Origin of the sequence: Bradyrhizobium brasilense (assembly GCF_029714345.1) — a bacterium.
GTDB classification, from domain to species: Bacteria; Pseudomonadota; Alphaproteobacteria; order Rhizobiales; family Xanthobacteraceae; genus Bradyrhizobium; species Bradyrhizobium australafricanum.
On the sequence record NZ_CP121669.1, the window covers coordinates 4,621,759 to 4,646,917 of the forward strand.

20 protein-coding genes and 2 tRNA genes are annotated in these 25,159 nt (G+C 65.4%); 16 read left to right on the forward strand and 6 right to left on the reverse strand.

Annotated elements, in window-relative coordinates; genetic code table 11:
• Window positions 1–452: 452 nt before the first annotated feature.
• The 6 genes from QA635_RS21720 (at window position 453) to QA635_RS21745 (ending at window position 10,528) form a co-directional block, all read left to right on the forward strand.
• Window positions 453–1,922, forward strand: a complete 1,470-nt coding sequence (locus QA635_RS21720) for an efflux transporter outer membrane subunit (RefSeq protein WP_283071750.1) — start codon at window positions 453–455, stop codon at window positions 1,920–1,922.
• Window positions 1,912–3,357, forward strand: a complete 1,446-nt coding sequence (locus tag QA635_RS21725; RefSeq protein WP_283061388.1) for an efflux RND transporter periplasmic adaptor subunit — start codon at window positions 1,912–1,914, stop codon at window positions 3,355–3,357. Before QA635_RS21720 ends, QA635_RS21725 begins: the two co-directional genes overlap by 11 nt.
• 51 nt (window positions 3,358–3,408) lie before the next feature.
• Window positions 3,409–6,537, forward strand: coding sequence for an efflux RND transporter permease subunit (locus QA635_RS21730; protein ID WP_283061389.1), 3,129 nt, complete (start codon window positions 3,409–3,411; stop codon window positions 6,535–6,537).
• Window positions 6,534–9,638 (forward strand): efflux RND transporter permease subunit, encoded by a 3,105-nt coding sequence (locus tag QA635_RS21735; RefSeq protein ID WP_283061390.1) that lies wholly within the window; start codon window positions 6,534–6,536, stop codon window positions 9,636–9,638. The genes QA635_RS21730 and QA635_RS21735 overlap by 4 nt, the downstream gene beginning before the upstream one ends.
• Before the next feature lie 35 nt (window positions 9,639–9,673).
• A complete protein-coding gene (locus QA635_RS21740; RefSeq protein WP_283061391.1) occupies window positions 9,674–10,399 on the forward strand; it encodes a tRNA-uridine aminocarboxypropyltransferase in 726 nt (241 codons plus the stop codon).
• A 55-nt stretch (window positions 10,400–10,454) separates the two neighbouring features.
• Window positions 10,455–10,528, forward strand: a tRNA-Cys gene (locus tag QA635_RS21745).
• 43 nt (window positions 10,529–10,571) lie between these two features.
• Here the strand turns inward: QA635_RS21745 and QA635_RS21750 are convergent.
• Window positions 10,572–10,754: a hypothetical protein gene (locus QA635_RS21750; RefSeq protein WP_016842103.1), complete on the reverse strand. Its 183-nt coding sequence runs from the start codon at window positions 10,752–10,754 to the stop codon at window positions 10,572–10,574.
• Window positions 10,755–11,150: 396 nt separating this feature from the next.
• On the reverse strand, window positions 11,151–11,795 hold the full coding sequence (locus QA635_RS21755) for a TetR/AcrR family transcriptional regulator (RefSeq protein WP_283061392.1): 645 nt from the start codon (window positions 11,793–11,795) through the stop codon (window positions 11,151–11,153).
• Window positions 11,796–11,889: 94 nt separating this feature from the next.
• Here QA635_RS21755 and QA635_RS21760 point away from each other — a divergent pair, with 94 nt between their 5' ends.
• The 7 genes from QA635_RS21760 (at window position 11,890) to QA635_RS21790 (ending at window position 19,554) form a co-directional block, all read left to right on the forward strand.
• Window positions 11,890–12,375: an anthrone oxygenase family protein gene (locus QA635_RS21760; protein WP_283061393.1), complete on the forward strand. Its 486-nt coding sequence runs from the start codon at window positions 11,890–11,892 to the stop codon at window positions 12,373–12,375.
• A 272-nt stretch (window positions 12,376–12,647) separates the two neighbouring features.
• Window positions 12,648–12,722: transfer RNA gene (locus QA635_RS21765), tRNA-Asn, on the forward strand.
• A 135-nt stretch (window positions 12,723–12,857) separates the two neighbouring features.
• Complete coding sequence (locus QA635_RS21770; protein WP_016842100.1) at window positions 12,858–13,037, forward strand: hypothetical protein; 180 nt, start codon at window positions 12,858–12,860, stop codon at window positions 13,035–13,037.
• 136 nt (window positions 13,038–13,173) lie between these two features.
• A complete protein-coding gene (locus QA635_RS21775) occupies window positions 13,174–13,839 on the forward strand; it encodes a protein-L-isoaspartate O-methyltransferase family protein (protein ID WP_283061394.1) in 666 nt (221 codons plus the stop codon).
• Window positions 13,840–14,055: 216 nt separating this feature from the next.
• Entirely contained in the window at window positions 14,056–15,459 is a 1,404-nt protein-coding gene (locus tag QA635_RS21780; RefSeq protein ID WP_283061395.1) for a TolC family outer membrane protein, read from the forward strand.
• A 336-nt stretch (window positions 15,460–15,795) separates the two neighbouring features.
• On the forward strand, window positions 15,796–16,530 hold the full coding sequence (locus tag QA635_RS21785) for a PopZ family protein (RefSeq protein ID WP_225646695.1): 735 nt from the start codon (window positions 15,796–15,798) through the stop codon (window positions 16,528–16,530).
• A 156-nt stretch (window positions 16,531–16,686) separates the two neighbouring features.
• Window positions 16,687–19,554: a valine--tRNA ligase gene (locus QA635_RS21790; RefSeq protein ID WP_283061396.1), complete on the forward strand. Its 2,868-nt coding sequence runs from the start codon at window positions 16,687–16,689 to the stop codon at window positions 19,552–19,554.
• 18 nt (window positions 19,555–19,572) lie between these two features.
• Here the strand turns inward: QA635_RS21790 and QA635_RS21795 are convergent, their stop codons facing one another.
• Window positions 19,573–20,178, reverse strand: a complete 606-nt coding sequence (locus QA635_RS21795; protein WP_050385336.1) for a DNA-3-methyladenine glycosylase — start codon at window positions 20,176–20,178, stop codon at window positions 19,573–19,575.
• Between the two features lie 165 nt (window positions 20,179–20,343).
• Here QA635_RS21795 and lipA point away from each other — a divergent pair, with 165 nt between their 5' ends.
• From lipA to QA635_RS21810, 3 genes are all read left to right on the forward strand, one after another.
• Window positions 20,344–21,303, forward strand: coding sequence for a lipoyl synthase (lipA, locus tag QA635_RS21800; RefSeq protein WP_283061397.1), 960 nt, complete (start codon window positions 20,344–20,346; stop codon window positions 21,301–21,303).
• Window positions 21,304–21,393: 90 nt separating this feature from the next.
• Window positions 21,394–21,933: a P-loop NTPase family protein gene (locus QA635_RS21805; protein ID WP_092084131.1), complete on the forward strand. Its 540-nt coding sequence runs from the start codon at window positions 21,394–21,396 to the stop codon at window positions 21,931–21,933.
• Window positions 21,933–22,400, forward strand: a complete 468-nt coding sequence (locus tag QA635_RS21810) for a type II toxin-antitoxin system RatA family toxin (RefSeq protein ID WP_283061398.1) — start codon at window positions 21,933–21,935, stop codon at window positions 22,398–22,400. Before QA635_RS21805 ends, QA635_RS21810 begins: the two co-directional genes overlap by 1 nt.
• 86 nt (window positions 22,401–22,486) lie before the next feature.
• Here QA635_RS21810 and QA635_RS21815 read toward each other — a convergent pair whose 3' ends face one another.
• From QA635_RS21815 to QA635_RS21825, 3 genes are all read right to left on the reverse strand, one after another.
• On the reverse strand, window positions 22,487–22,882 hold the full coding sequence (locus tag QA635_RS21815) for a BA14K family protein (protein ID WP_283061399.1): 396 nt from the start codon (window positions 22,880–22,882) through the stop codon (window positions 22,487–22,489).
• Between the two features lie 173 nt (window positions 22,883–23,055).
• Complete coding sequence (locus tag QA635_RS21820) at window positions 23,056–23,655, reverse strand: CinA family protein (protein WP_038386736.1); 600 nt, start codon at window positions 23,653–23,655, stop codon at window positions 23,056–23,058.
• 1 nt (window position 23,656) lies between these two features.
• Window positions 23,657–24,883 carry a bifunctional 2-C-methyl-D-erythritol 4-phosphate cytidylyltransferase/2-C-methyl-D-erythritol 2,4-cyclodiphosphate synthase gene (locus tag QA635_RS21825; RefSeq protein ID WP_283061400.1) on the reverse strand — a complete coding sequence of 409 codons (1,227 nt, stop codon included), beginning with the start codon at window positions 24,881–24,883 and terminating at the stop codon, window positions 23,657–23,659.
• Between the last annotated feature and the right edge of the window lie 276 nt (window positions 24,884–25,159).

The following is a 25,159-nucleotide window of genomic DNA, read 5'->3' on the forward strand; positions in this document are numbered from 1 at the left end:
CGGGTCGGCCAGAAGAATCATCCTGTGGTCCGCGGTTTCGCATGAGGTGCGCGCTCTCGGCCAATCGAGACCTGACGGCGCGGTGCGCGGTGGCGCGAGTCTGGCGCCGCGCCGGCACATCTTGCGGATTCAATGCAACAGCAGCCGAGAAATCCCCATGAAATCTTTGTAAGAATCGTGACTTCCGGCACGGGTCCGAAACGCGCGGAAATGCCTTAAAAAATAGGGAAAGTCGGCATTCAAGGTAGCCACGAATCGCTTGCGATGCGACGCCACACAATCGTGACGGGGCTGTCCGCCCCATTGTCCCAAGGGTAGGATGGGACAGGCAGGTTCCATTGAAAGCATACCCCCGTGAACGTCACCCAGACCGTCGCTGAACGCGTCATTCGTGCGCCACGGGCGAAGTCTGGCTTCGGCGGAGAACGGGTGTGACCCAGCCGGTGTCCGTGATGGTGCCTGGAGGCCGGTTCGGCCTCGCCGTCCGCGCGCGCCGCCTCGCGGCACGCTCGCTTGTTGCGCTCGGCCTGGCCGCCGGCTGCGCCGGCTGCATTCTGACCCAGGACCTTCCTGATCCGGCGCTCGACGTGCCGCAGGGCTACAAGGCCGCACGTCTCGGCCGGCCGGGCGACGCGCTTCCGACGCTCGATTGGTGGCGGGGCTTCCGCTCCAAGGAGCTGACGCAGCTGATGGAAGAGGCGCAGACCGTCAACCTCGACATCGCCGCTGCGGTTGCGCGCTTCCGCCAGGCCGACGCGCTGGCGCGGCAGGCCGGCGCGGCGCTGCTGCCGACCCTCAATCTCAACGGATCGGAAACCTACTCGCGCACCTCCGGCTCCAGCGCTAGCGGCCTCACCAATGGTGGGCGCGAGGTGGTGAACTACAACGCCTCGCTGAGCGCCAGCTATCAGCTCGACTTCTGGGGCCAGAACCGCGACGCCGCGCAGGCGGCGGAGGAGACCGCCGTTGCCAACCGGTTCGACCGCGAGGTGGTGGCGCTGACCACGCTGGCGAGCGTCGCCAATGCTTATTTCACCGTGCTGGCGACGCAGGACCGGCTTCGCACCGCGCAGCGCAACATCGCCAGCGCCGAGCGCATCCTCAATGCGATCATGGAGCGCTTCAAGGCCGGCACCGGCTCAGATCTCGACGTCGCGCAGCAGGAGAGCGTGCTCGCCAACCAGCGCGCGCTGGTGCCGCCGCTGCGGCAGACGCTCGCCCAGAATATCAACGCGCTCGCGGTGCTGGTGTCGCGCCCGCCGGAAAGCGTGCGCGTCTCCGGCGGCTCGCTCAACGCCGTTGCGATCCCGCGCGTCACGCCGGGCCTGCCGTCTGAATTGCTGACCCAGCGTCCCGATATCCGCCGGCAGGAGGCGCAGCTTGCATCCGCCACCGCCAATGTCGGCAGCGCGCGGGCGCAGTTCTTCCCGAGCATCCAGCTGACCGGGACGGGTGGCTACCAGAGCCAGGCGCTGGTCTCGCTGTTCCAACCGCATGCCGCCTTCTTCAACCTGGTCGGCAGCATGACCCAGCCGATCTTCGACGGCGGCCGGATCCTCGGCAATTTCGAATACACCAAGGCCAAGCAGGACGAGTTGCTGCAGACCTACCGCAAGACGGTGGTGCAGTCGTTCACCGACGTCGACAATGCGCTGGTCGCGATCCGCGAGACCACGCGCCGGCTGCAGCTGCAGCGCGACGTGCTGTCGTCGTCGCGGCGCGCCTTCGACCTCGCCGAGCAGCAGCTCAAGGCCGGCACCGCCGATATCGTAACTGTGCTAAACACGCAGCTGACCCTGTTCCAGGCGGAAGATGCCTATTCGCAGGCCCAACTGGCCCGGCTATTGGCGATCGTGAGCCTATATCAAGCATTAGGGGGCGGCTGGGAACCGAAGATGGAAAGACCGGTCGATGCTCTTTAAGCCCGACTCGACGGACGACGAGAAACGCACGGCGCCGCGCAAGCGGAGCCTTCTCTCGCGCGTGCTGGGGCGCATGGTGTCCTTGCTCATCACGCTCGTGATCCTCGGCGGGCTCGGCTATCTCGGCTGGCTCGCCTTCCAGCCCAAGCAAAATGGCGGCGGCGGGCGCGGCGCGGGCGCGCGGCCCGATCTGCCGGTGCCGGTGCTGGCGGCCACGCCGCAGGTGCATGACGTGCCTGTCTATCTCGACGGCGTCGGTTCGGTGAGGGCGCTGAATACCGTGACCGTGCGCTCACAGGTCGACGGCAAGCTGCTCAAGGTGAATTTCGTCGAGGGCCAGGACGTCAAGAAGGACGACGTTCTGGGCGAGATCGATCCTGCGATCTATCAGGCGCAATACGACCAGGCGGTGGCCACGAAGGCCAAGGACGAAGCGCTGCTCGCCAATCAGAAGATAGACCTTGCCCGCTATGAGCAGCTCGCTGCCACCAACGCGGGCTCCAAGCAGCAGGCCGATACGCAGCGTGCGCTGGTCGCGCAGCAGGAGGCCATCATCAAGGCCGACCAGGCCCAGATCGACAATGCGCGCACCACGCTCGGCTACACCAAGATCGTCGCGCCGATCGCGGGGCGCGCGGGCCTGCGCCAGGTCGACCAGGGCAACATCATCCACGCCGCCGATACCACGGGGCTCGTGATCCTGACCCAGTTGCGGCCGATCGCGGTGTGGTTCAGTTTGCCGCAGCAGCAGATCATGCGCGTCAACGCCGCGTCGGCGAAGGGCCAGCTTGCGGTCGATGTGTTCGGCAATGACGGCGTCACCGTGATCGATACCGGCAAGCTGACCGGCATCGACAACCAGGTCGATCCGACCACCGGCACGCTGAAGCTGAAGGCCGAATTGCCGAATGCCAGCTACCAGCTCTGGCCCGGCCAGTTCGTCAATGTCCGCCTCAAGGTCGAGACCTTGCCGCAGGCGATCGTGGTGCCGACCTCCGCGGTGCAGCGCGGTCCCGCTGGCACGTTCAGCTACGTGATCGGTGAGGGCGATATCGTCACCGCCAAGCCGGTCACGGTCACGCAGCAGAATGAGCATGAGGCCGTGATCGCCAGCGGCCTGACCACGTCGGACCGCGTCGTGACGACCGGCTTTGCCAATCTCGCCGATGGCGCGAAGGTCGTGGTCGGCAAGGACGACGGGCCGCCGGCCGCCGATCTCGCGCCGCGCAAGCGCAGCCGCAACCCTGACGGCAAGCGCGGGGCGCAAGGCGAAGGTCAAGGCAAGGACGGTAAGAAAGACTGGCAGGGCAAGGACGGCGAGCATCGCGGCCGGCACGAGCATAGCGAAGGCGATCAGAAAGGGCAGACCGGACCGGCGCCCGCGCCGGCAGCAGGGGGCGAACAGTCGGGCAGCGCGCCGAAGGCGCAGCCATGACTACTAGCATCCTGACTTCGTAATGTCCGATCTTACAGCGAGTACGCAGCCATGAGCGTCTCCGAACCGTTCATCCGCCGGCCGATCGCCACCTCCCTGCTCGGCATCGCCCTGATGATCGGCGGTGCGCTCGGCTATTGGGCGCTGCCGGTCTCCGCGCTGCCGCAGGTCGACTTCCCGACCGTGCAGGTGACGACGCAACTGCCGGGCGCCAGCCCCGACGTGGTGGCCTCGCTGATCACGGCGCCGCTGGAGCGGCAGCTCGGGCAGATCCCGTCGCTGTCGTCGATGAACTCGACCAGTTCGTTCGGCGTCAGCCAGATCTCGCTGCAGTTCGACCTCAACCGCGACATCGACGGCGCCACGCAGGATGTGCAGGCCGCGATCAACGCCGCCGCCGGCATTTTGCCGAAGACGCTGCCGTATCCACCTGTCTACGCCAAGGTGAACCCGGCGGACGCGCCGGTGATGACGCTGGCGCTGACCTCGGAGACGATCTCGCTGCGGGCGATGAGCGATCTCGCCGACACCATCCTGGGCCAACGGCTGAGCCAGATTTCCGGCGTCGGCAGGGTCTCGATCCTCGGCGGCCTGAAGCCGGCGGTGCGCGTGCAGGCCGATCTGGCCCGGCTTGCGGCCTACGGCATCGCGATGGAGGATCTCCGCAACGCGATCGCCGGCGCCAACGTGTCGGGGCCGAAGGGTTCGCTCGACGGCGCCCAGCAATCCTACACCATCGCCGCCAACGACCAGATCGCCGCCGCCGACGCCTACCGGCCGATCATTATCGCCTATCGCAACGGCTCGCCGGTCACGATCGGCGACGTCGCCCAGATCGTCGATGGGCTGGAGAACGACCGCACCGGCGGCTGGTACCAGGGCACACCGGCCGTCATCATCGACATCCAGCGCCAGCCGGGCGCCAATGTCATCGACGTCGTCAAGCAGATCCGCGGCGAAATCCCGCGGCTGCAGCGGGCGGTCCCGGCCGGCGTCAAGCTGACCATCGTCTCCGACCGTACCGTGACGATCCGCGCCTCGGTGCGCGACGTGCAGTTCACGCTGATCCTGAGCGTCGTGCTGGTGACGCTGGTGGTGCTCCTGTTCCTGCGGTCGCTGCGCGCGACCCTGATCGCCGGCGTCGCGTTGCCGCTGTCGCTGATCACGAGCTTCGGTATCATGTATTTCGCCGGCTTCAGCCTCGACAATCTTTCGCTGATGGCGCTGACCATCGGAACCGGGTTTGTGGTCGACGACGCCATCGTCATGATCGAGAACATCGTCCGCCACATGGAAGGCGGCGAGACGGTGATGGAGGCCTCGCTGAAGGGGGCCAGCGAGATCGGCTTCACCGTGATCTCGCTGACGGTGTCGCTGATCGCCGTGTTCATCCCGCTGCTGTTCATGTCCGGCCTGGTTGGCCGCATGTTCCGCGAATTCGCGCTCACCTTGACGATCGCGGTCGTGACCTCGGCGATCGTCTCGCTGACGCTGACGCCGATGATGTGCTCGCGGCTGCTCAAGAACATCCATGAGGAGATGGCGGTCCCGGGCCTTGCCGCGGTCAGCCATTTCATCGACCGCATGGTGGAGTTCTACCATCGGACGCTGCTCTGGGTGCTGCGGCGCCAGCGCGCGACGCTGCTGGTGACGTTCGCGACCATCGCGCTGACGCTGATCATGTATGTGCTGGCGCCGAAGGGTTTTCTGCCGCTGCAGGACACCTCATCGATCACGGCGGTGACTGAGGCCGGGCCCGACGTCTCGTTCGCCGAGATGCAGCGGCGGCAGAGCGCGGTCTCAAACATCATCAAGGCCGATCCTGATGTGGTCGGCGTTGTCTCGGTGATCGGTTCGGGTTCGGTCAATCCGACCACCAATGTCGGCCGTCTGGTGATGACGCTGAAGCCGCTCGACCAGCGGCGCGAGGGCGTCGTCAAGGTGATCGAGCGGCTGAAGGAGAAGATCGCGACGGTGCCCGGCATGACGGTCTACTTCCAGCCGGTGCAGGACGTGCAGATCTCGACCCAGTCGAGCCGCTCGCAATACCAGTACACGCTGACCGCGACCGACGCCGCCGAGGTCTCGCAATGGGCGCAAAAGCTCGTCGCCGAGATGCGGCGCGACCCGATCTTCCGCGATGTCTCCTCGGAGGCGCAGGAGGGCGGCCTGCGCGCGGCGCTCGACGTCAACCGCCAGCGCGCCGGCCAGCTCGGCGTCAGTCTGCAGGGCGTCACCGACACGCTGAACGACGCCTTCGCACAGCGGCAGATCTCGACGATCTACGGCCAAGCCAACCAGTACCGTGTCGTGCTCGAAGCGCTGCCGATGTATCAGCGCGACCCGTCGATTCTCGACAAGCTCTATCTGCCCGGCGCCAACGGCGCGCAGGTGCCGCTGTCGGCGGTGGCGACGCTGGTCCGGACAACGGCGCCGCTCGCGATCTCGCACCAGGCGCAATTCCCGTCGGTCTCGCTCAGCTTCAACCTGGCGCCGGGCGAGGCGCTGGGCGACGCGGTCGCGGCCGTGAAGGCGATCGAGAGCAGGATCGGAATGCCCGGCAGCATCGTCGGGATCTATTCCGGCGACGCCGCCGAATTCTCGCGCTCGCTCGCCGGCCAGCCGTGGCTGATCCTGGCGGCGATCATCACGATCTACATCGTGCTCGGCGTGCTCTATGAGAGCTATATCCATCCGATCACCATCCTCTCGACGCTGCCCTCCGCCGGCGTCGGCGCCATCCTCGCCTTGATGCTGTGCGGGCAGGATCTCTCGGTGATCGGCCTGATCGGCATCATCCTGTTGATGGGTATCGTCAAGAAGAACGCGATCATGATGATCGACTTCGCGCTGGAGGCCGAGCGTCACCAGGGCATGTCGTCCTATGACGCGATCGTGCAGGCCTGCCTGCTGCGCTTCCGCCCGATCATGATGACGACGCTGGCGGCGTTGTTCGGCGCGCTGCCGCTCGCGATCGAAAGCGGCACCGGCGCCGAACTGCGCTTCCCGCTCGGCATCTCGATCATCGGCGGCCTGCTGCTGAGCCAGCTGCTGACGCTCTACACCACGCCGGTGATCTATCTGGCGCTCGACCGCCTCAACCGCCGGATCGAGCGGGCCGTGCCGGAGCCGGGTCCCAGCGGCCCGCCGATCGCGGGCGCCACCGAGGGCATGCAGTGATCTCGATCTCCGAGCCCTTCATCCGCAGGCCGGTGGGCACCACACTGCTTGCGATCGGGCTGTTCCTGGTCGGGATCGTCGCCTACCAGTTCCTGCCGGTGTCGTCGGTTCCGAATGTCGATTTCCCGACCATTCGGGTGTCGGCGTCCAGGCCGGGGGCCGATCCCTCGGTGATGGCCGCGACCGTCGCCGCACCGCTGGAGCGCAAGCTCGGCACCATTTCGGGCGTCGACCAGATCACCTCGACGAGCTCGCTCGGCATCACCAGCATCCAGGTGCAGTTCTCGATCGGCCGCAATATCGACCGCGCCGCGCGCGACGTGCAGGCCGCGATCAACGCCTCGCTCGCCGATTTGCCGAGCGACCTGCCGTCGCTGCCCAAGTTCCGCAAGGCCAACCCGGCCGCGTCGCCGGTATTCGTGCTGGCGCTGACCTCGAAGACGATCTCGACCAGCGCGATGTACGACGTCGCCGACACGGTGCTGGCGCAGCGCATCTCGCAGGTGCCGGGAGTGGGCGAGGTGACCGTGAGCGGCGCCGACCAGCCGGCGGTGCGCATCGCGCTCAACCCGGTGTCGCTGGCGAACGCCGGAATCGCGACCGACGACGTCCGGCTCGCGATCATCAATGCCAACCCGCTGGGACCGGTCGGCATCTTCAATGGCGGCCGGCTGAGCGAAACGCTCTCGATCAACAAGCAGATGCGCACCGCGGCCGAATTCCGCGACATTGTCATCAAAAGCTCGAACGGCAATTACGTCCGCCTCGCCGACGTCGCCGAGGTCGAGGATTCCGTGCGTAACTCGCGCTCGATCGCCTGGTTCAACAAGCAGCCGGCGGTGCTGATCCAGATCACCAAGCAGGGCGACGCCAACGTCATCGACACCGTCGACGGCGTTCGCAGGATGCTGCCGGAACTGAGGAAATGGATTCCGGCGGGCGTCGAGATCTCCACCCTGGTCGATCGCACCGGAACGATCCGCGCCAGCGTCGAGGACATGCAGTTCACGCTGCTGGCGACCGCCGTGCTTGTGATGATCGTGGTGTTCGTGTTCCTGCGCCGGGTGGTGCCGACGATCGCCGCCGGCGTGTCGGTGCCGCTGGCGCTGGCCGGCACCTGCGCCGGGATGTGGCTCGCCGGCTTCTCGATCGACAATCTGTCGCTGATGGCGCTGGCGATCTCCGTCGGCTTCGTGGTCGACGACGCCATCGTGATGATCGAGAACATGTACCGCAATCTCGAGCAGGGCATGGCGCCATATCCGGCTGCCGTCGAAGGCGCCAAGCAGATCGGCTTCACGGTGCTGTCGATCTCGCTGTCGCTGATCGCGGCCTTCACGCCGCTGATCTTCATGGATGGCATCGTCGGGCGGCTGCTGCGCGAATTCTCGCTGACGCTGGTGTTTGCGATCGCGGTCTCGACCGTGGTGTCGCTGACCATCACGCCGATGATCTGCGCGCATTACATCAGGGAGGCGACCTCGGATCATGCCACCTGGTACGATCGCGTCATCGAGGGCACGCTGTCCCGTGTCGTGGCGTTCTACGCAGCGACGCTGCGGATCGTGCTCGGCTATCCCTTCCTGACCCTGGTGGTGTTCTTCGCCACCGTCGCGCTGACGGTGACGCTCTACATCAAGACGCCGAAGGGCTATTTCCCGACCGACGACAGCGGCTTCGTGATCGGCTCGACGCGGGCGTCGGCGGATATCTCGTTCCAGGCGATGCTTCAGCTGCAGCAGCGGCTCGCCGACATCGTGATGGCCGACCCCGCTGTCGCCGGCATCGGCTCGTCGGTCGGCTCCGGCGGCGGCCCGGGCGGCGCCACCTCCAACCGCGGCACCATGTTCATCAGCCTGAAGCCGCCGGAGGAGCGGGGCGGCCTGTCGACCGCGCAGGTGATCGACCGGCTGCGCCGCAACCTGTTCATGGTGCCGGGCATCCGCCTGTTCATGTTCGCCGCCCAGGATATCCGAACCGGCGGCCGGCAGAGCGATTCCGACTACCAGTACACGCTCGCCTCGACCGACCTCGAGCTGTTGCAGAAATGGGCGCCGATCGTGGCCAAGCGCATGGAGACGGTGGAGGGCATCACGGACGTCTCCTCCGACCGCGATCCCGGCGGCCTGCAGCTCAACCTCGTGATCGACCGCAAGACCGCCTCCAGCCTCGGCGTCCGCGTGCAGGACATCGACAACGCGCTTAACAACGCCTTCTCGCAGCGGCAGATCTCGTACATCTACACCCAGCGCAACCAGTACGTGGTGGTGCTCGAGATCGATCCGAAATTCCAGAGCGATCCGTCGAACCTCGAGCGCATCTACGTTGCCGGCGCCAACGACGTGCAGGTGCCGCTGTCGGCGCTGGTGCACTACCAGCGTGGATTATCGGCGCTCGCGGTCTATCACTCCGGCGGCTTCCCCTCGACCACGGTGTCGTTCAACCTGCTGCCGGACGTGCCGCTGGAGGTCGCGACGACGAACATCCAGCAGGCGGTCAACGAGTTGCACATGCCCGAGGGCATCCGCGGCAGCTTCGACGGCAATGCCGGCGATTTCAACAAGACCAGCGGGCGGCAGCCGCTGCTGATCCTCGGCGCGCTGGTCGCGATGTATATCGTGCTCGGCGTGCTCTATGAGAGCCTGGCGCATCCGATCACGATCATCTCGACACTGCCGTCGGCCGGCCTCGGCGCCTTGCTCGCCTTGCAGGTGACCAACACGCCGCTGACCGTGATCGCCTTCGTCGGCATCATCCTGTTGATCGGCATCGTCAAGAAGAACGGCATCATGATGGTCGACTTCGCGCTCGAGGCCGAGCGGCATCAGGGCCTGTCGTCGCGGGACGCGATCTTCGAGGCCTGCCGCGCGCGCTTCCGCCCCATCCTGATGACGACAATGGCCGCGCTGTTCGCCGGCATTCCGCTGGTCATCGCGACCGGCCCGGGCACCGAGCTTCGCCGGCCGCTCGGCATCACCATCATCGGCGGCCTGTTCGTGTCGCAGATCCTGACGCTCTACACGACACCGGTGATCTATCTGTTGATCGACCGGTTGCGCCAGCGCCGCGAGCCGTCAGGCGTGCACGCACCCGCGGAATAGTTTGAATTGCACGATTGCAAGCGTATAGCGGAGCGATGTCCGAACCGACCGAAGCAAAAACCACCATTGTCGCCGAGATCGAGGAGTGCGCGCATTGCGGCAAGCCGTTGCCGCTGTGCATCTGCGACAGCGTCACGCCGATCGAGAGCCGCATCCAGCTCCTGATCCTGATCCATCCGCAGGAGCAGGACAGGGCGCTCGGCACCGCGCGACTGTTGGCACAGCATTTCGAAAACGCCGTAGTGCGGATCGGGCTGTCCTGGCCGAGCCTGGCCAAGGCGCTCGGCCGGCCGGTACCCGATCCGTCACGCTGGGCGGTGCTCTATCTCGGCTCCGCCAAGGTCGAAGACCTCGATACCGATGCCGAGATCGTTGCGATCAACCGCAAGGGTGAGCTCGAGCCGCATCAGCGCGGGATCCTCGCCGACATCGAGGGCATCGTGCTGCTCGACGGCACCTGGAGCCAGGCCAAGGCGCTGTGGTGGCGCAATGCCTGGATGCTGAAGTGCCAGCGGGTGATTCTCGGGCCGAAACGGCCCTCGCTCTACGGCAGGCTGCGCCGGGAACCGCGGCGCGACGGCCTTTCCACCATCGAGGCGGCGGCGATCCTGCTGGCTGGGCTGGAGAAGCGGCCGGATATTGCCGCAACGTTAACTAATAGTTTCGAGCGGATGCTGGCGAGATTCCGCGAAGTGCAGGCCAAAATGCCGGAATTGGCGCCAAAACCGAAGAAGCGGGACTTTCGCAGACGCCGGCGTTAGCCGTCCGGCTTGGTTGCCTATCGCAGAGAGGGCGTATATGAAGTGCGCCGCAAGGGGCCACGTGGCGGAGTGGTTACGCAACGGTCTGCAAAACCGTGTACACCAGTTCAATTCTGGTCGTGGCCTCCACTCATCTCATCAATGGCTTGCAGCCAGTCAATGAGAAGTCGCATTAACTCGCGGCGTACCAACCTTCAGGAAACGGAATCAGCGGCCACGGCGCCTGGTTGTCATTGGCCGCGCGCGGTGGCGGCTGAATGCGGGGCGAGGGCTGAGCCACGAGATCCTCCTGAGCAATGGGCGCGATCGCCGTTCGCACGGCGTCCAGCAGCAGATCAAATTCGACTTCGCTCATCACGCTCTCCGAGGTTCGAGAGCGCCATGGTCGCAAAACTGTCTTCGGTCCGGATTGAGCGATTCGTTCGAATTTTATGAAAAGAACGATGGCGCCCGCTTTGGTTAATGAATCGTTGGTGATCCCTTCGGGAACCTAGGTCGGCATGGCCGCACCTCGTGTGAAACAAATCACAACTTTCTAAAAACTCTTGCCGGGATTCCCGGCGGTATTCATAGCCGTCAAATATCGCAGGAATTTTAGGGAGACGTGACAATGGAGGCAAGTATCGCACGGTGGGGACCAGTCGCATGCCGCACGATCCTCGGCTCCTGCTGACGCGAACGGCGTAAGCCGTATGCGCCTGTATCTATCGTTTCTGTACAGGGAATATTCCCAACGCTCGTGCCGGAGTCGTTACGTCAGCCCAGCGAGGTCGTGCGGCAGCATGGTCTTGAACTGCGTCAGCGCCTGCCGCGCCTTCCGCGGTGGCAGCGTGATCGCGTGACGCACGGCGGCTGCGATCAGCGTCATGGTCAGTGCTGAAAAGGTGGCGAGGGCCGCAGTCGGCACGTCGGGCGCAATCCGCCTGACCGCGTCGGACAGCAAGCCGGAGAGCACGGCCATGTCGTCCGCATCGAGCTTCTGCAGGGCGCGGTCGGCTTGCGTCGCCTGCCAGATGTCGCGCATGACGGGCTCACGCATGAACATCTCGTAGTAGCTGTCGACGATCCGGCAAAGCGCCGGGTGCAGGTCGCGCGCGGTCGTCACCGCGGCAAGATCGCGCCTGACGCAATCGCGCCCGACCGCGTTATGGCGTTCGGCCAGGGTGCCGATGATCGCGGCCTTGTCCGGGAAATATTGATAGAGCGAGCCGAATGCGACGCCGCTGCGCGCGACGACGTCGCTCATGCGGAAGGCCTCGCTGCCCTTTTCCGCCATGATCTCGGTCGCGCAGGCGAGGATGCGCTCGAAGCGCTCGCGGCTGCGCTGCTGGGTCGGGGCAAGCCGCGCCAGCCCGGGCAGGGGAACGTCCACGGGCGCGGCCTTTCGTCTCGACATCTCTCTCTTCCCTGCGATCGGGGTTGACGGCTCTAATACGAGAATTTATCGCATTTTATAAATACGAGTATATCTCGCATTTGGAGGCCGGACGATGCGCCAGATCCTGACCTCGGCCTTGCTGTGGTTTTCCGCGCTCGGCTGCGGCCTGCTCGCAGGGCTCTATTTCGCGTTCTCGGCTTTCGTCATGACCGCGCTCGGCCGCATCGATCAGGCCGCCGGCATCTCGGCGATGAACGCGATCAATGTCGATATCGTCCGCTCGTCGTTCATGCCGGTGTTCCTCGGCACCACGCTGTCCTGCGCCGTGCTGGTCGTGCTCGGCGGGCTCAGATGGCAGGAGCCTGGCGCGATTGCGATGATTTGCGGCGGCGCCCTCTACGTGGTCGGCATGTTCGTCGTGACCATCGTCTTCAATGTGCCGCTGAACGATCAGCTTGCGGCCTCTGACCCGGCGGGTACATCGGCGGCATCGGTCTGGGCGCGCTATCTGACCGACTGGACCTTCTGGAACCACGTGCGGACCATCGCCTCGCTGGCCGCGACCGCGCTGTTCATCGTTGCCATCGCCGGGCGGTAGCCAACCCCGTTTGCGCGAGGAGCTGGGCCGTGGCGCCCCTGACAGAATCGCGGGCGCCGCGTGGCCGCTGCGCTGGCGGTGGTTTCCAGGCGCCCGCAGGAGCGCGGCGGGGCCGGCGTGCTGGGCATGTTGCACGCCGGGCGATAGGTAAGCCCTTGTATCGCAGAGGCTTACCGTGCGCGCTAAAGTTTCGCCGGAGGGGCCATTTGGTTCTTTGCAAGGCCGAAAGGCTTTGTTATACGCTGCCCGCTCGCGAACAGATGTTCGCCTATTCCTCGGTAGCTCAGCGGTAGAGCATTCGACTGTTAATCGAATGGTCGCTGGTTCGAATCCAGCCCGGGGAGCCAGTTTGATCTGGCCCCATCGATCCCCCAAATCGCCATCACAAGCCCGTGGTCCGCAGCGGACAGGCCGAAAACGTCGTCAAATCGACTCAATAGCCGTCGACACTTGCTCCCGCCGGGTCTTGAGAGGTGATTTCGATGGCTATTAACCTGATCGACCTGTCGATGCCGCAGCCGACGCTCGTTCCGAATGATGCGCCCGACATCAGTGACGATGAGTGCGTCCGCCGGCTCGCGAGGGCCGTCGAGGAGCATGATTCCGAGCATCTCGATGAAGTGGCCCGCCTGATCGGCCGACTCGCCGTCACGATCGAATAGACCGCGCCTTGGAGCGCGTTTTGGGAGCGCGTTTTGCACGCCAGCGGCGTGTTGCGTTTTGGCAGAGCTTGTTCCAAAAGATGGCCCTGTTCTAGCTTCTCCAGCGGCAATGCCGCGACTTGCAGGGTCTCCGCCAATGACCGGTTTTTCGACCGCGCGCCAGTATATGGTCGATGGTCAGGTGCGTCCGAGCGACGTGACCGATGATCGTATTCTCGATGCCATGCTGACCGTGCCGCGCGAGGTTTTCGTGCCGGCCAGCAAGCAGGCGTTGGCCTATCTCGACCTCGACCTCGATGTCGCCGAGGGCGGTGCGACGAGGCGCTGCCTGATCACGCCGGCGCTGCTCGCCCGGATGCTCCAGGCCGCCGAGATCAAGGCCACCGACCGCGTCCTGGTGGTCGGCTGCGCGACCGGCTACGCCGCCGCCGTGGTGGCGCGCTTTGCCGCAGACGTCAGCGCGACCGAAAGCGATCCGGCCCTTGCTGCAAAGGCGACCACGACTTTCGCCGAACTCGGGATCCAGAATATCACCGTCAAAGCGGCCGCGGCCGCCGATGGCGATGCCGCGGGCGCCCCGTTTGACGTCATTTTCCTCAATGGTGCCACGGAGATCGTCCCGACCGGGCTGTTCGGCCAACTCAAGGAGGGGGGCCGGCTGGTCGGGGTGTTCGGCCTGCTGCCGCCGCCGCGCGCCACCCTGGTGACGCACTCCCACGGGGATTTCGGCCATCGCGAGCTGTTCGACGCCTCGGCCCCCGTTTTACCCGGATTCGAGCGAGTTCCCGCCTTCGTCTTCTGACCCTCTCCTGCGGCGCACGGGCTGATAAAATCCCGTTCCGAATCAGAAGTGTGGCCCGTTTGCCCCATGTGAAGAGTTTCGACCGTGTTCCGTTGCGGGGTAGTTCCGTTGGCCCTAGCTGCGGACTAAGGTGAGGCGGGACTCACTTCGACTGAAGCGACCGCCGGACTGATTTGCGTGTGGGAGACGGCGACTACAATGATTGGATTTCCGGGGATGCGTGGGGTGAAGGTTGTCACCGCGGCTGCGACTGCCGTCCTTCTGTTGGCGGAGATGGGCCCTGTGCCCGCACTCGCCGATACAATCGAGGCCGCGCTGGTGCGGTCCTACCAAAACAATCCCCAGCTGAACGCGCAACGCGCGCAGGTGCGGTCAACTGACGAGAACGTTCCGCAGGCACTGTCGGGCTACCGCCCGAAAGTCGCGCTGACGGCAAGCGCGGGGTACCAGTACACCGATACGCTGACGACACAGGGTGGCGACTCGAACAATCTTGTCCGCACCCAAATCCATGGCGCCAACGCGCCGCGCAGCGCAGGCCTCACGGTCAACCAATCGCTGTTCAACGCGCAGACCGCGCCCAGGGTGCGCGCGGCGGAAAGCCAGGTCTCGGCGGCCCGCGAGGGCCTTCGTGTGCTCGAGCAAACCGTGATCCTGAGCGCGGCCACGATCTACATGGACTATCTCCGCGACTCCGCCATCGTCGAAGTTCAGCGCAGCAACACGCGCGTGCTGGAACAAACGCTGAAGCAGACCCAGGACCGCTTCAACGTCGGCGAAGTGACGCGCACCGACGTCGCGCAATCCGAAGCGCAGCTCGCGGCAGGTAAGACCCAGCAGCTCACCGCCGAATCGAACCTGACGACGACGCGATCGAATTTCCGCCGCATCATCGGCAACGAGCCGCAGAATCTCGCGCCGGGCTCGCCGGTCGACCGCTTTCTGCCAACGACGCTAGCGTCCGCCGTCGATCTCAGCCTGACCCAGAATCCGAACGTCACCTCGGCGATGTACGGCGTCGACGTCAACTTCCTGCAGGTCAAGGTCAGCGAGGGGGCGCTGTTCCCGTCGGTCAACCTGCAAACGTCCGTGCAGCAGCAGTACGAGCAGACCCTGATCAGCCAGCGCGCATTCAGCGCGGGAACGGCGGTCCAGCTGTCGGTTCCGCTCTACCAGGGCGGTGCGGAATACTCGCTGATCCGCCAGTCCAAGGAATCGCTGGCGCAGCAGCGCCTCGTGCTCGAACAGACCCGCGATCAGGCGCGCGCCAACGTCGTCACCGCGTGGGGCCAACTGGTCGCCGGCAAGTCGCAGGTGGCATCGGCACAGGCGCAGGTGACCGCGTCCGAGATCGCCCTGAACGGCGTGCGCGAAGAGGCCAAGGCCGGTCAGCGCACCACGCTCGACGTGCTCAACGCGCAGCAGGCGCTCGTCAACGCGCGCAACGCGCTGGTGACCGCGCAGCATGACCGCGTCGTCGCGTCCTATAACGTGCTGAGCGCGGTTGGCCGCTTGTCGCCGCAGGTGCTCGGCCTTTCGACCAACGTCTACGATCCGAGCGTGCATTACCAGCAGGTTCGTGACAACTGGGCCGGCGTACGCACGCCCGACGGCCGCTAAACACCTTCGCATCATCATCGCTTGTCGCGTCATGTTTGTGGTTCTGAGTTAATCAGGATCACAAACAGGCGCGTTTGCTTGCATTCGATAATTGGCCTGACATACCGTTTTGTCGGGCAGCAAGGCGATTCGCGGCGCGCCGGCGTGGCGTGATGACAGGTGCGACGCCACACCTGTGATCACGCTGCATTGGACGACACGAAGCTTGCACAAAGCCTCGGGCGGGCTTGATCTGGGGACAAGTCGGGCGGGAGCAGTCAAAATCTCCGCCCGCATCATCGGAACCGGCGAATCCTCTCGGGCTTGATGTAAAATCGTTTCGATGTGGAGTCGGAGATGACGCAACCTGCGAAGGTCCAAGAGCCCTCGATGGAGGAGATCCTGGCGTCGATCCGTCGCATCATTGCCGACGACGAGGCGAAGCCGGCCGCCGCCGAGAAGCCTGCGGCTGCCGCTGCAGCGCCGGCGCCGAAGGTCGAGCCAGCACCAGCGGCCAAGCCCGCGATGAAGAGCCCGCCGCCCGCAGCGCCACCGGCCGCGAAGGCCGCCGCGCCCGCGCCGAAATCACCGCCGCCTGCGCCGGCACCGGCGGCCAGCAACAGTCAGGACGACATCGACTCGCTGCTCGCCAGCCTCGACGAGGCGACGCCCGCAGCCGAGATCAGGCCGTCGCCGCAGCCCGCGGCCCAGCCCGAAGCCGACGTGTTCGAACTCACCGACGAGATGGCGCTGCCGGACTCGGCCGCCGCGCCGTCGTTCCGCAAGGTCGAGCCGCAGGACGACCTCGAGTTCACGGAAGCGCGGAGCCGGGCGCCGGAACCGGCCCGGGAGCCGCCGGCAATCGAGACCGCGCCCATGCAGCAGATCATCTCGGGAACCACGATGCGGGCCGTCGAGTCGGCCTTCAACTCGTTGGCCAACACCGTGCTGAGCAACAATGCGCGGACGCTCGAGGATCTCGTCAAGGAGATGCTGCGGCCGATGCTGAAGTCCTGGCTGGACGACAATCTGCCCGGGCTGGTCGAGCGGATCGTCAAGGCCGAGATCGAGCGGGTATCCCGCGGGCGCTAGCACCGCAGCCGGCGCGAGGCTGGCTCCTGCCGTTGGGCCTGGCGGCCCTCAATCAGCTCCCCAAATGCCCTAAACGTCGATTTGACGTGCCGGTCCGGTTGACTTGGTGCGCTCCGGCGGCTTTCTAACGCTTTCCATGGCCCACAGCGCATTGTCATGATCGAGAAAAACTACCAGCCCGCCGATATCGAGCACCGGATGGCCCGGATCTGGGAGGAGAGCGGTGCGTTCAAGGCCGGCCGGCCTGAACGCAAGGACGCCGCGCCTTTCACCATTGTGATTCCGCCGCCGAACGTGACCGGCTCGCTGCACATGGGCCACGCGCTCAACAACACGCTGCAGGACATCCTGTGCCGCTTCGAGCGGATGCGCGGCCGTGACGTGCTGTGGCAGCCCGGCACCGATCACGCCGGCATCGCCACCCAGATGGTGGTCGAGCGTCAGCTGATGGAACGGCAGGAGCCGGGCCGGCGCGACATGGGCCGCGCCAAGTTCCTCGAGCGGGTCTGGCAGTGGAAGGCCGAGAGCGGCGGCACCATCGTCAACCAGCTCAAGCGCCTCGGCGCCTCCTGCGACTGGTCGCGCGAGCGCTTCACCATGGATGAGGGCCTGTCGCGCGCCGTCGTCAAGGTGTTCGTCGAGCTGCATCGCGATGGCCTGATCTACAAGGACAAGCGCCTGGTCAATTGGGACCCGAAGCTGCTCACCGCGATCTCCGACCTCGAAGTGCAGCAGGTCGAGGTCAGGGGCCATCTTTGGTACCTGCGCTACCCGATCGAGGGCCGCAGCTTCAGCCCGGAGGATCCGAAATCGTTCATCGTGGTCGCCACGACGCGCCCCGAAACGATGCTCGGCGACACCGCGGTCGCGGTGCATCCGGACGACGAGCGCTACACCGATCTGGTGGGCCAGCACGTCATCCTGCCGCTGGTCGGCCGCAGGATTCCGATCGTCGCCGACGACTATTCCGATCCGGAGAAGGGCTCGGGCGCGGTCAAAGTGACGCCTGCGCACGACTTCAACGACTTCGAGATCGGCAAGCGTCACGGCCTGCCGCAGATCAGCGTGCTCGACCAGGAAGGCAGCCTCAGCCTGGTGGGCAACGAGGATTATCTGCGCGGCCTGCCGATGGGCGCCGACGAGTTCGCCGCCGAGTTTGACAAGATCGAGCGCTTCGCGGCGCGCAAGAAGATCGTCGCAAGGCTGGAGGAGTTCGGCTTCCTCGAGCGGATCGAGCCCAACATCCACATGGTGCCGCATGGCGACCGCTCCGGTGTCGTGATCGAGCCGTATCTGACCGACCAGTGGTATGTCGACGCCAAGACGCTGGCACAGCCGGCGATCGCGGCGGTGCGCTCCGGCGAGACCACGTTCGTGCCGAAGAACTGGGAAAAGACCTATTTCGAGTGGATGGAGAACATCCAGCCCTGGTGCATCTCGCGCCAGCTCTGGTGGGGCCATCAGATCCCGGCGTGGTACGGACCCGACGGCAAGGTGTTCGTCGCCGAGACCGAGGAAGAGGCGGTCGGCCACGCGCTCGGCTATTACGTCGAGCAGGAAGTCATCACGCCGGAGCAGGGCCACGACATGGCGGTCGACCCCGCCAAGCGCGAGGGCTTCATCACGCGTGACGAGGACGTGCTCGACACCTGGTTCTCGTCGGCCCTGTGGCCGTTCTCGACGCTGGGCTGGCCGGACGACACGCCGGAGGTCGCGCGCTACTACCCGACCAATACGCTGGTTACCGGCTTCGACATCATTTTCTTCTGGGTCGCCCGCATGATGATGATGGGCCTCCATTTCATGAAGGAGGCGCCGTTCTCGACCGTCTACATCCACCGTCTCGTCCGCGACGAGAAGGGCGCCAAGATGTCGAAGTCGAAGGGCAACGTCATCGACCCGCTCGGCGTGATCGACGAATACGGCGCTGACGCGCTGCGCTTCGCGCTGACCCGCGAGGCGGCGCAAGGCCATGACATCCGCCTGTCGCCGCATCTGGTCGAGACCAACCGCAATTTCGCGACCAAGTTCTGGAACGCCTGCCGCTTCGCGGAGATGAACGAGTGCGTCAAGCCGGACGGTTTCGATCCGAAGGGCGCAAGGGAGACGTTGAACCGCTGGATCGCGCACGAAACCTCGCGCGTCACCCGCGAGGTGACCGAGACGATCGAGGATCATCGCTTCAACGATGCCGCGGGCGCGATCTACCGCTTCGTCTGGAACGTGTTCTGCGACTGGTATCTTGAGCTCGCGAAACCCGTGCTGATGGGCGAGGAGGGCGCGGCCAAGGCCGAGACCCGCGCCATGATCGCCTGGACCCGCGACGAGATCCTCAAGCTGCTGCATCCGTTCATGCCCTTCATCACGGAGGAGCTGTGGGCGGTGACCGCAAAGCGCGCCGGCCTGCTGGTGCTGGCGTCGTGGCCGCGCAAGTCGGGCGTGACCGGCGAGCAGCTGGCCGCGATTGCGACCGCCGGTCCGGTGGTCGATCCGATCATTCCGCCGGTCATTGCCGCGCTCGACGCCGACGAGTTCAGCGATCCCGCGGCCGAGGCCGAGATCGGCTGGGTGGTCGATCTCGTCACCGCGATGCGGTCGGTGAAGGCGGAAATGAACATCCCGCCGTCGACACTGACGCCGCTGGTGATCGCGGGCGCCTCCGACGAGACGCGGGACCGCGCGCAGCGCTGGAACGACACCATCAAGCGGCTCGCGCGATTGTCGGATATCTCGTTCGCCGATCACTCGCCGGAAGGCGCGGTGCAGCTCCTTGTCCGCGGCGAGGCGGTCGCGCTGCCGCTGAAGGGCGTGATCGATCTCGCGGCTGAACGCACGCGGCTGGAGAAGGAACTCGGCAAGGCCGACGCCGACATCAAGCGGGTCGATGCCAAGCTCGCCAACGAGAAGTTCGTCGCCAACGCGCCGGAAGAGCTCGTCGAGGAAGAGAAGGAAAAGCGTGCGGCAGCAGCGGAGCGCCGCGCCAAGATTCTCGAGGCGATCGAGCGGTTGAAGAAGGCGTCATAGCTGATAACGCCGTGGCGCTCAAAACCGCTTGCTGAGGAATTTCGATCCCTTCAGCCCGTAGCGCCAGGGCAGGTCGACCGCCTTGGTGATGCCGATCCGCACCCCGGTGATGATTTCGGGGGCTTCAGTCCGCGCATGGAGCGCGATCGGGGCGCGGTCGAGTGGCAATTCGCTGTGCGCGATGGTGATGCCGAGCGCCTCGCAGAGCTTGCCGGGCCCCGAGCACAGCGCGCGCTCGTCTTCCAGCCCGCGCCGCCTGCGCATCGCCGCGAGCCCATGGGTCGGCTCGATCGCGCGGATCAGCACGGCGCTGGCCGAGCCCGCTTCCTCGCAGACGAAGTTGACGCACCAATGGATGCCGTAGGAGCGGTAGACGTAGGAGAAGCCCGGCGGGCCGAACATCACCTGGTTGCGCGGGGTCGGCCCGCGGTAGGAATGCGCCGCCGGGTCGGTGTGATGATAGGCCTCGACCTCGGTGATGATGCCGCCGGCGCCGCCGACCAGGAAGGTCGCGCCGATCAGGTCGGGGGCGACCTCGTGGACGCTGCGATCGAAGAAGGAGCGTTTCAGCGCCTTGCCGAGGCGCGGCGCGGTCGCGCGGATGGATCGGGGTTTTTGAGCCATTTTGAGGTGGGAATCGGCATGGAACGGGCCGCAAGACTGCCAATATATGGGCAGGTCTGCTAGGGTCGCGGGGCGGGTTGCGAGCCGCGTCAACACCGATTAGGTAAGTTCCTTGGTTCGGAGCATGATCTGCCTGGATCATGCTCCCGCGACTTGCAGGCATCCATGGTCACCATCGTCGATACCATCTCCACCACTCAGCTCCGCCCGCGGCACCCCGAAAAGGTCAACCGGCCGGATGCCGTGTCGCCGCCGAAGCCGGACTGGATCCGCGTTCGTGCGCCGAACACGCGCGGCTATGCAGATACGCGCCGGATCGTGAAGGAGAACGGCCTCGTCACGGTGTGCGAGGAGGCGGGCTGCCCCAATATCGGTGAGTGCTGGGACAAGAAGCACGCCACCTTCATGATCATGGGCGACACCTGCACGCGCGCCTGCGCGTTCTGCAACGTCAAGACCGGCATGCCCGGCGCGCTCGAGGCAAGCGAGCCGGAATACGTCGCGGAGGCAACCGCCAAGCTCGGGCTCAGTCATGTCGTGGTCACTTCGGTCGACCGCGACGATCTCGCCGACGGCGGCGCCGAACATTTTGCCGAGACCATCCGCGCCATCCGCGCGCGCTGCCCGACCACCACGATCGAGATCCTGACACCGGACTTCCTGCGCAAGGACGGCGCGCTGGAGCGCGTGGTCGCGGCCAAGCCCGACGTCTTCAACCACAATCTGGAAACCGTGCCGTCGCGCTATCTGACGGTCCGTCCCGGCGCCCGCTATTTCCATTCGATTCGGCTGCTGCAGCGGGTCAAGGAGATCGATCCGACCATCTTCACCAAGTCGGGCATCATGGTCGGCCTCGGCGAGGAACGGCACGAGGTGCTGCAGGTGATGGACGATCTGCGCTCGGCCGAAGTCGATTTCCTCACCATCGGCCAGTACCTGCAGCCGACCCGCAAGCATCACGCCGTGATGCGCTACGTGACGCCGGACGAGTTCGCAGGCTACGAGCGGGTCGCCTATACCAAGGGCTTTTTGATGGTGTCGGCGAGCCCGTTGACGCGCTCGTCGCACCACGCCGGCGAGGATTTCGCCAAACTGCAGGCGGCATGTACGGCCCGCGGCCGCTAGATTTTTGCAAACGGCGGTAGGCCGGCGCCGTCGCGCGCCGTTGCTTGATCGGGCCTTGACCGAACCTTGAGCGAACCTTGGACTGGACCAATGCAGCGCGTTCTGGTGATGGGATCGTCGGGATCCGGCAAGTCGACCTTTGCGCGGCGGCTGTCCGCCATGACAGGGATTCCGACCGTGTCGATCGATGCACTGTTCTGGAAACCGGGCTGGGTCGAGTCGGGCAGGGACGAATTCGAGCGCCGCATGACCGAAGCAGCCCAGGAGCCGCGCTGGATCATGGATGGGAACTACATGAGGCATGGTGCAGGGCAATTGCGCCGGGAGCTCTCCGATACGATCATCTGGTTCGACCTGCCGCGGTCGACCTGCATGCTCGGTATCTTCAGGCGGATAGCCGGGAGCTATGGCGAGGTCCGCCCGGAGATGGCGGAAGGCTGCCCTGAGAAGATCGATCTCGAATTCTTCCGCTACGTCTGGACCTATCGCCGGCAGCAGCGGCCGAAGCTGATCGAGTATTTTGCCGGCTTGCGGCCCGATCAATCGCTGGTCTGCTTCACCGATCGGGCGCAGGCGGATGATTATCTGAAGCGCCTCGCACTCGGGCAAAACCGTGCGAGTATCCACTGATGCCACGATTCTCAAGCAAGCGGCGGGTCCGGCACACCGCACCTCAGATGTTCGATCTGGTCGCCGACGTCGAGCGTTATCCCGAATTCGTGCCGCTATGCCATTCGCTCAAGATCCGCCAGCGCACGCCCAAGGACCACGGCACCGAGGTCGTGGTGGCGGACATGACGGTGTCCTTCAAGCTGGTGCGGGAAACCTTCACCAGCAAGGTGACGCTCGACCGGCCCAATCTGACGATCCTGGTCGAATATCTGCGCGGCCCGTTCAGCAATCTTGAGAACCGCTGGAGTTTTGAGCCGAAGTCGGAAACCGAATGCGATGTCGGCTTCTTCCTGAACTACGAATTCAAGAGCCGGATGCTGGCGATGCTGATGGGCTCGATGTTCGACGCCGCATTCTCGCGCTTTGCCGCGGCGTTCGAGAAGCGCGCGGATCAGGTCTACGGCAAGCCTCAACTGTCGACGTAGCGAAGCCGTCTCGTCTACATCTCTGGAACGCAAATGCCCGGCACGAGGCCGGGCACGACGGATGATGCGGGAGACCGTTCGCCGACTTACGGGCAGGATCGCCGCACGCCGCCGGAAGCGATGTAGGTGCCGGAAGCGGGGTCGTAGGTACGGAAGCGCTGGGAGCAATAGGCGTCGTTATTGGCCTTCGCCTGGCTCGCCGCGATCGCGCCGCCGATGATCGCGCCGGCCGCCAGCCCGCCGATGATCGCCGCGCCGTTACTGCCGCGATCGCGATAGTAACCACCGCGGTAGCCGTATCCGTCGCGATAACCGTAACGCGGACCACCGTGCCAATGACGATACTGCACATGCTCGACGGAGGTAGGCTGGTCCTGCAATCGCGCGGGAGCGAGTGGTGCGGCGGACGAAGGCGCGACAGTCGACAGCGTCATGGCGCCAGCGCTGATGGCGGCCACGACCAAAGTTCCCAACTTCATCATTTTCTCCTTGTTGTGGGATTTTGCTGTTGGACGAACAATCGAAACAGCAGAGTTGGAACAACATAAAGCGGCGAAGCCGCTTCAAAGTTCCATTTCAGGTAAGCGTCACCGGGCCGCAGTTGACACAAGCCCGTGTAAGGTGGGCCGCGGCGCGACTCGACTTTGGGTTGGGCCTATCCGCGCGGCGGCCGGCGGCGTTTCGCAGCGTGGCTCCGCGGCGACCGGGCCACCCTTGGCCGCAACCGGCTGGCGGCCTCGCGGCGCGGCTTGGCGGCCTGCGGCGGGCGCGCGAGCTCCATCAGCATGCGCAAGGCTTCGACCACGGAGCGCTGCCGCACCGTGCTGCGGCCGATTGCGCCAAATCGCTGCTCACGATGAATGATGCGGCCGTCGCGCGCGGCGACGGCGAAATGCACCAGGCCGACCGGCTTGCCCGGTGTCGCACCGCCAGGGCCCGCGATGCCGGTGATCGAGACCGCAAGATCGACGCCGGCCTTTTCCAGCGCGCCGATCGCCATCGCGGTCGCGGTTTCCTTGCTCACCGCGCCGAACGTTTCCAGGGTGGCCGCCTTGACGCCGAGCATGACCCGCTTGGCCTCGTTCGAATAGGTCACGAAGCCGCGGTCGATTACGTCGGAAGAGCCGGGGATGTCGGTGAGCGCACCCGCGACCAGACCGCCGGTGCAGGATTCGGCGGTCGCGATGGTCAGCTTGCGCATCCGGCACAGGTCGAGCAGCGAGCGGGAGAGGGCACGAGCGTCGCTGCCGCCCATGTCAGGCACTCCGGCCTTTATCGTCCCAACCTTTATCGTCCCAGCCTTTATCATCCCACGGGAGACGGACCGTGGCGCTCGCGGTTGCCGCGATGCCTTCCTCGCGGCCGGTGAAGCCGAGCCGCTCGCTGGTGGTGGCCTTGACTGCCACGCGCGAGATGTGGACGCCGGAGATCTCCGCGATCTTCGCCCGCATGGTGTCGCGCAACGGCCCGATCTTCGGCCGCTCGCAGATCAGCGTCACTTCGAGATTGGCGATCCGTCCGCCACGCGCGGTGACGCGCTCGACCGCGTATTTCAGGAACTGGTCGGAGGAGGCGCCCTTCCACTTGGCGTCGCTCGGCGGAAAATGCGAGCCGATATCGCCGTCGGCCAGCGCGCCGAGGATCGCGTCGACCAGCGCATGCAGCCCGACATCGCCGTCGGAATGGGCCAGGAATCCTTTCGTGTGCGGCACGCGCACGCCGCAGATCATCACATGGTCACCGTCGCCAAAGGCATGCACGTCGTAGCCGGTGCCGGTTCTGATGTCGCCGAGCTGGCTCGCGAGCCGCGCTTCCTCGCGCGCGAAGTCCTCGGGTGTGGTGAGTTTCATGTTGGCAGCATCACCTTCAAACGTCGCAACCGTCAATCCCGCCCACTCGGCAAGCGCCGCATCGTCGGTGAAATCGGAGCGGCCATCGCGCGCTGCGCGACGATGCGCCTCCAATATTACGTCGAAACGAAAAGCCTGTGGCGTCTGCGCGATCCGCAGGCGCGCGCGCTCCGGCGTCGCCTCGACGTCACCGGCATCGCCGGTGAGCTTGATCGTGTCGGTGACGGGAATCACGGGGATCGCAGCGCCGGTCCGGCCGGCCGCGGCGATCGCGCGCGAGATCACGGCTGCGGTGACGAAGGGGCGCGCGGCATCGTGGATCAGCACGATATCCGGCTTCTCGCTTGCAAGCGCCTCGAGCCCGGCATGGACCGAGGCCTGCCGGGTCGCGCCGCCCGGCGTCGGCGGCCAATGGCGAAGGCCTGCGACTGCTTCATCGAACAGCGCGGTGTCGTCAGGATTGACCACAGGCTGCACTGCAAACACGTCCGGATGTCCGGAGAACGCCTCCATGGCGCGGTAGATCACCGTCTGTCCGCCGATCGTCCGGTATTGCTTCGGCCCGCCTGCGCCGGCGCGCAGTCCACGGCCGGCTGCGACAAGGATGGCTGCGGTACGCTCAGGCTTCGGCATTTTGAACCAGTGGCAGACGAATCGGGGATGAGGGGGACGGCGAGGATCGCCGCGCACAGCCCTTAGCATGACCGCTGCGCAAAAACAGAGCGTTTGCCGATGACTGTGGGAAAAGCAGATTTTGTTGCAGTGCACCTGCACTGATGATAGGAATGTCTAAACCGTAGGCATGAGCCTTGACTGCACAAGAATTGTGCGCAGAATAGGCGACGTCAGCTGCAATGGCGTGGCTGACAGAACGACGAGACGGCTGTGACCGGCGTGCAAAGTACTCCT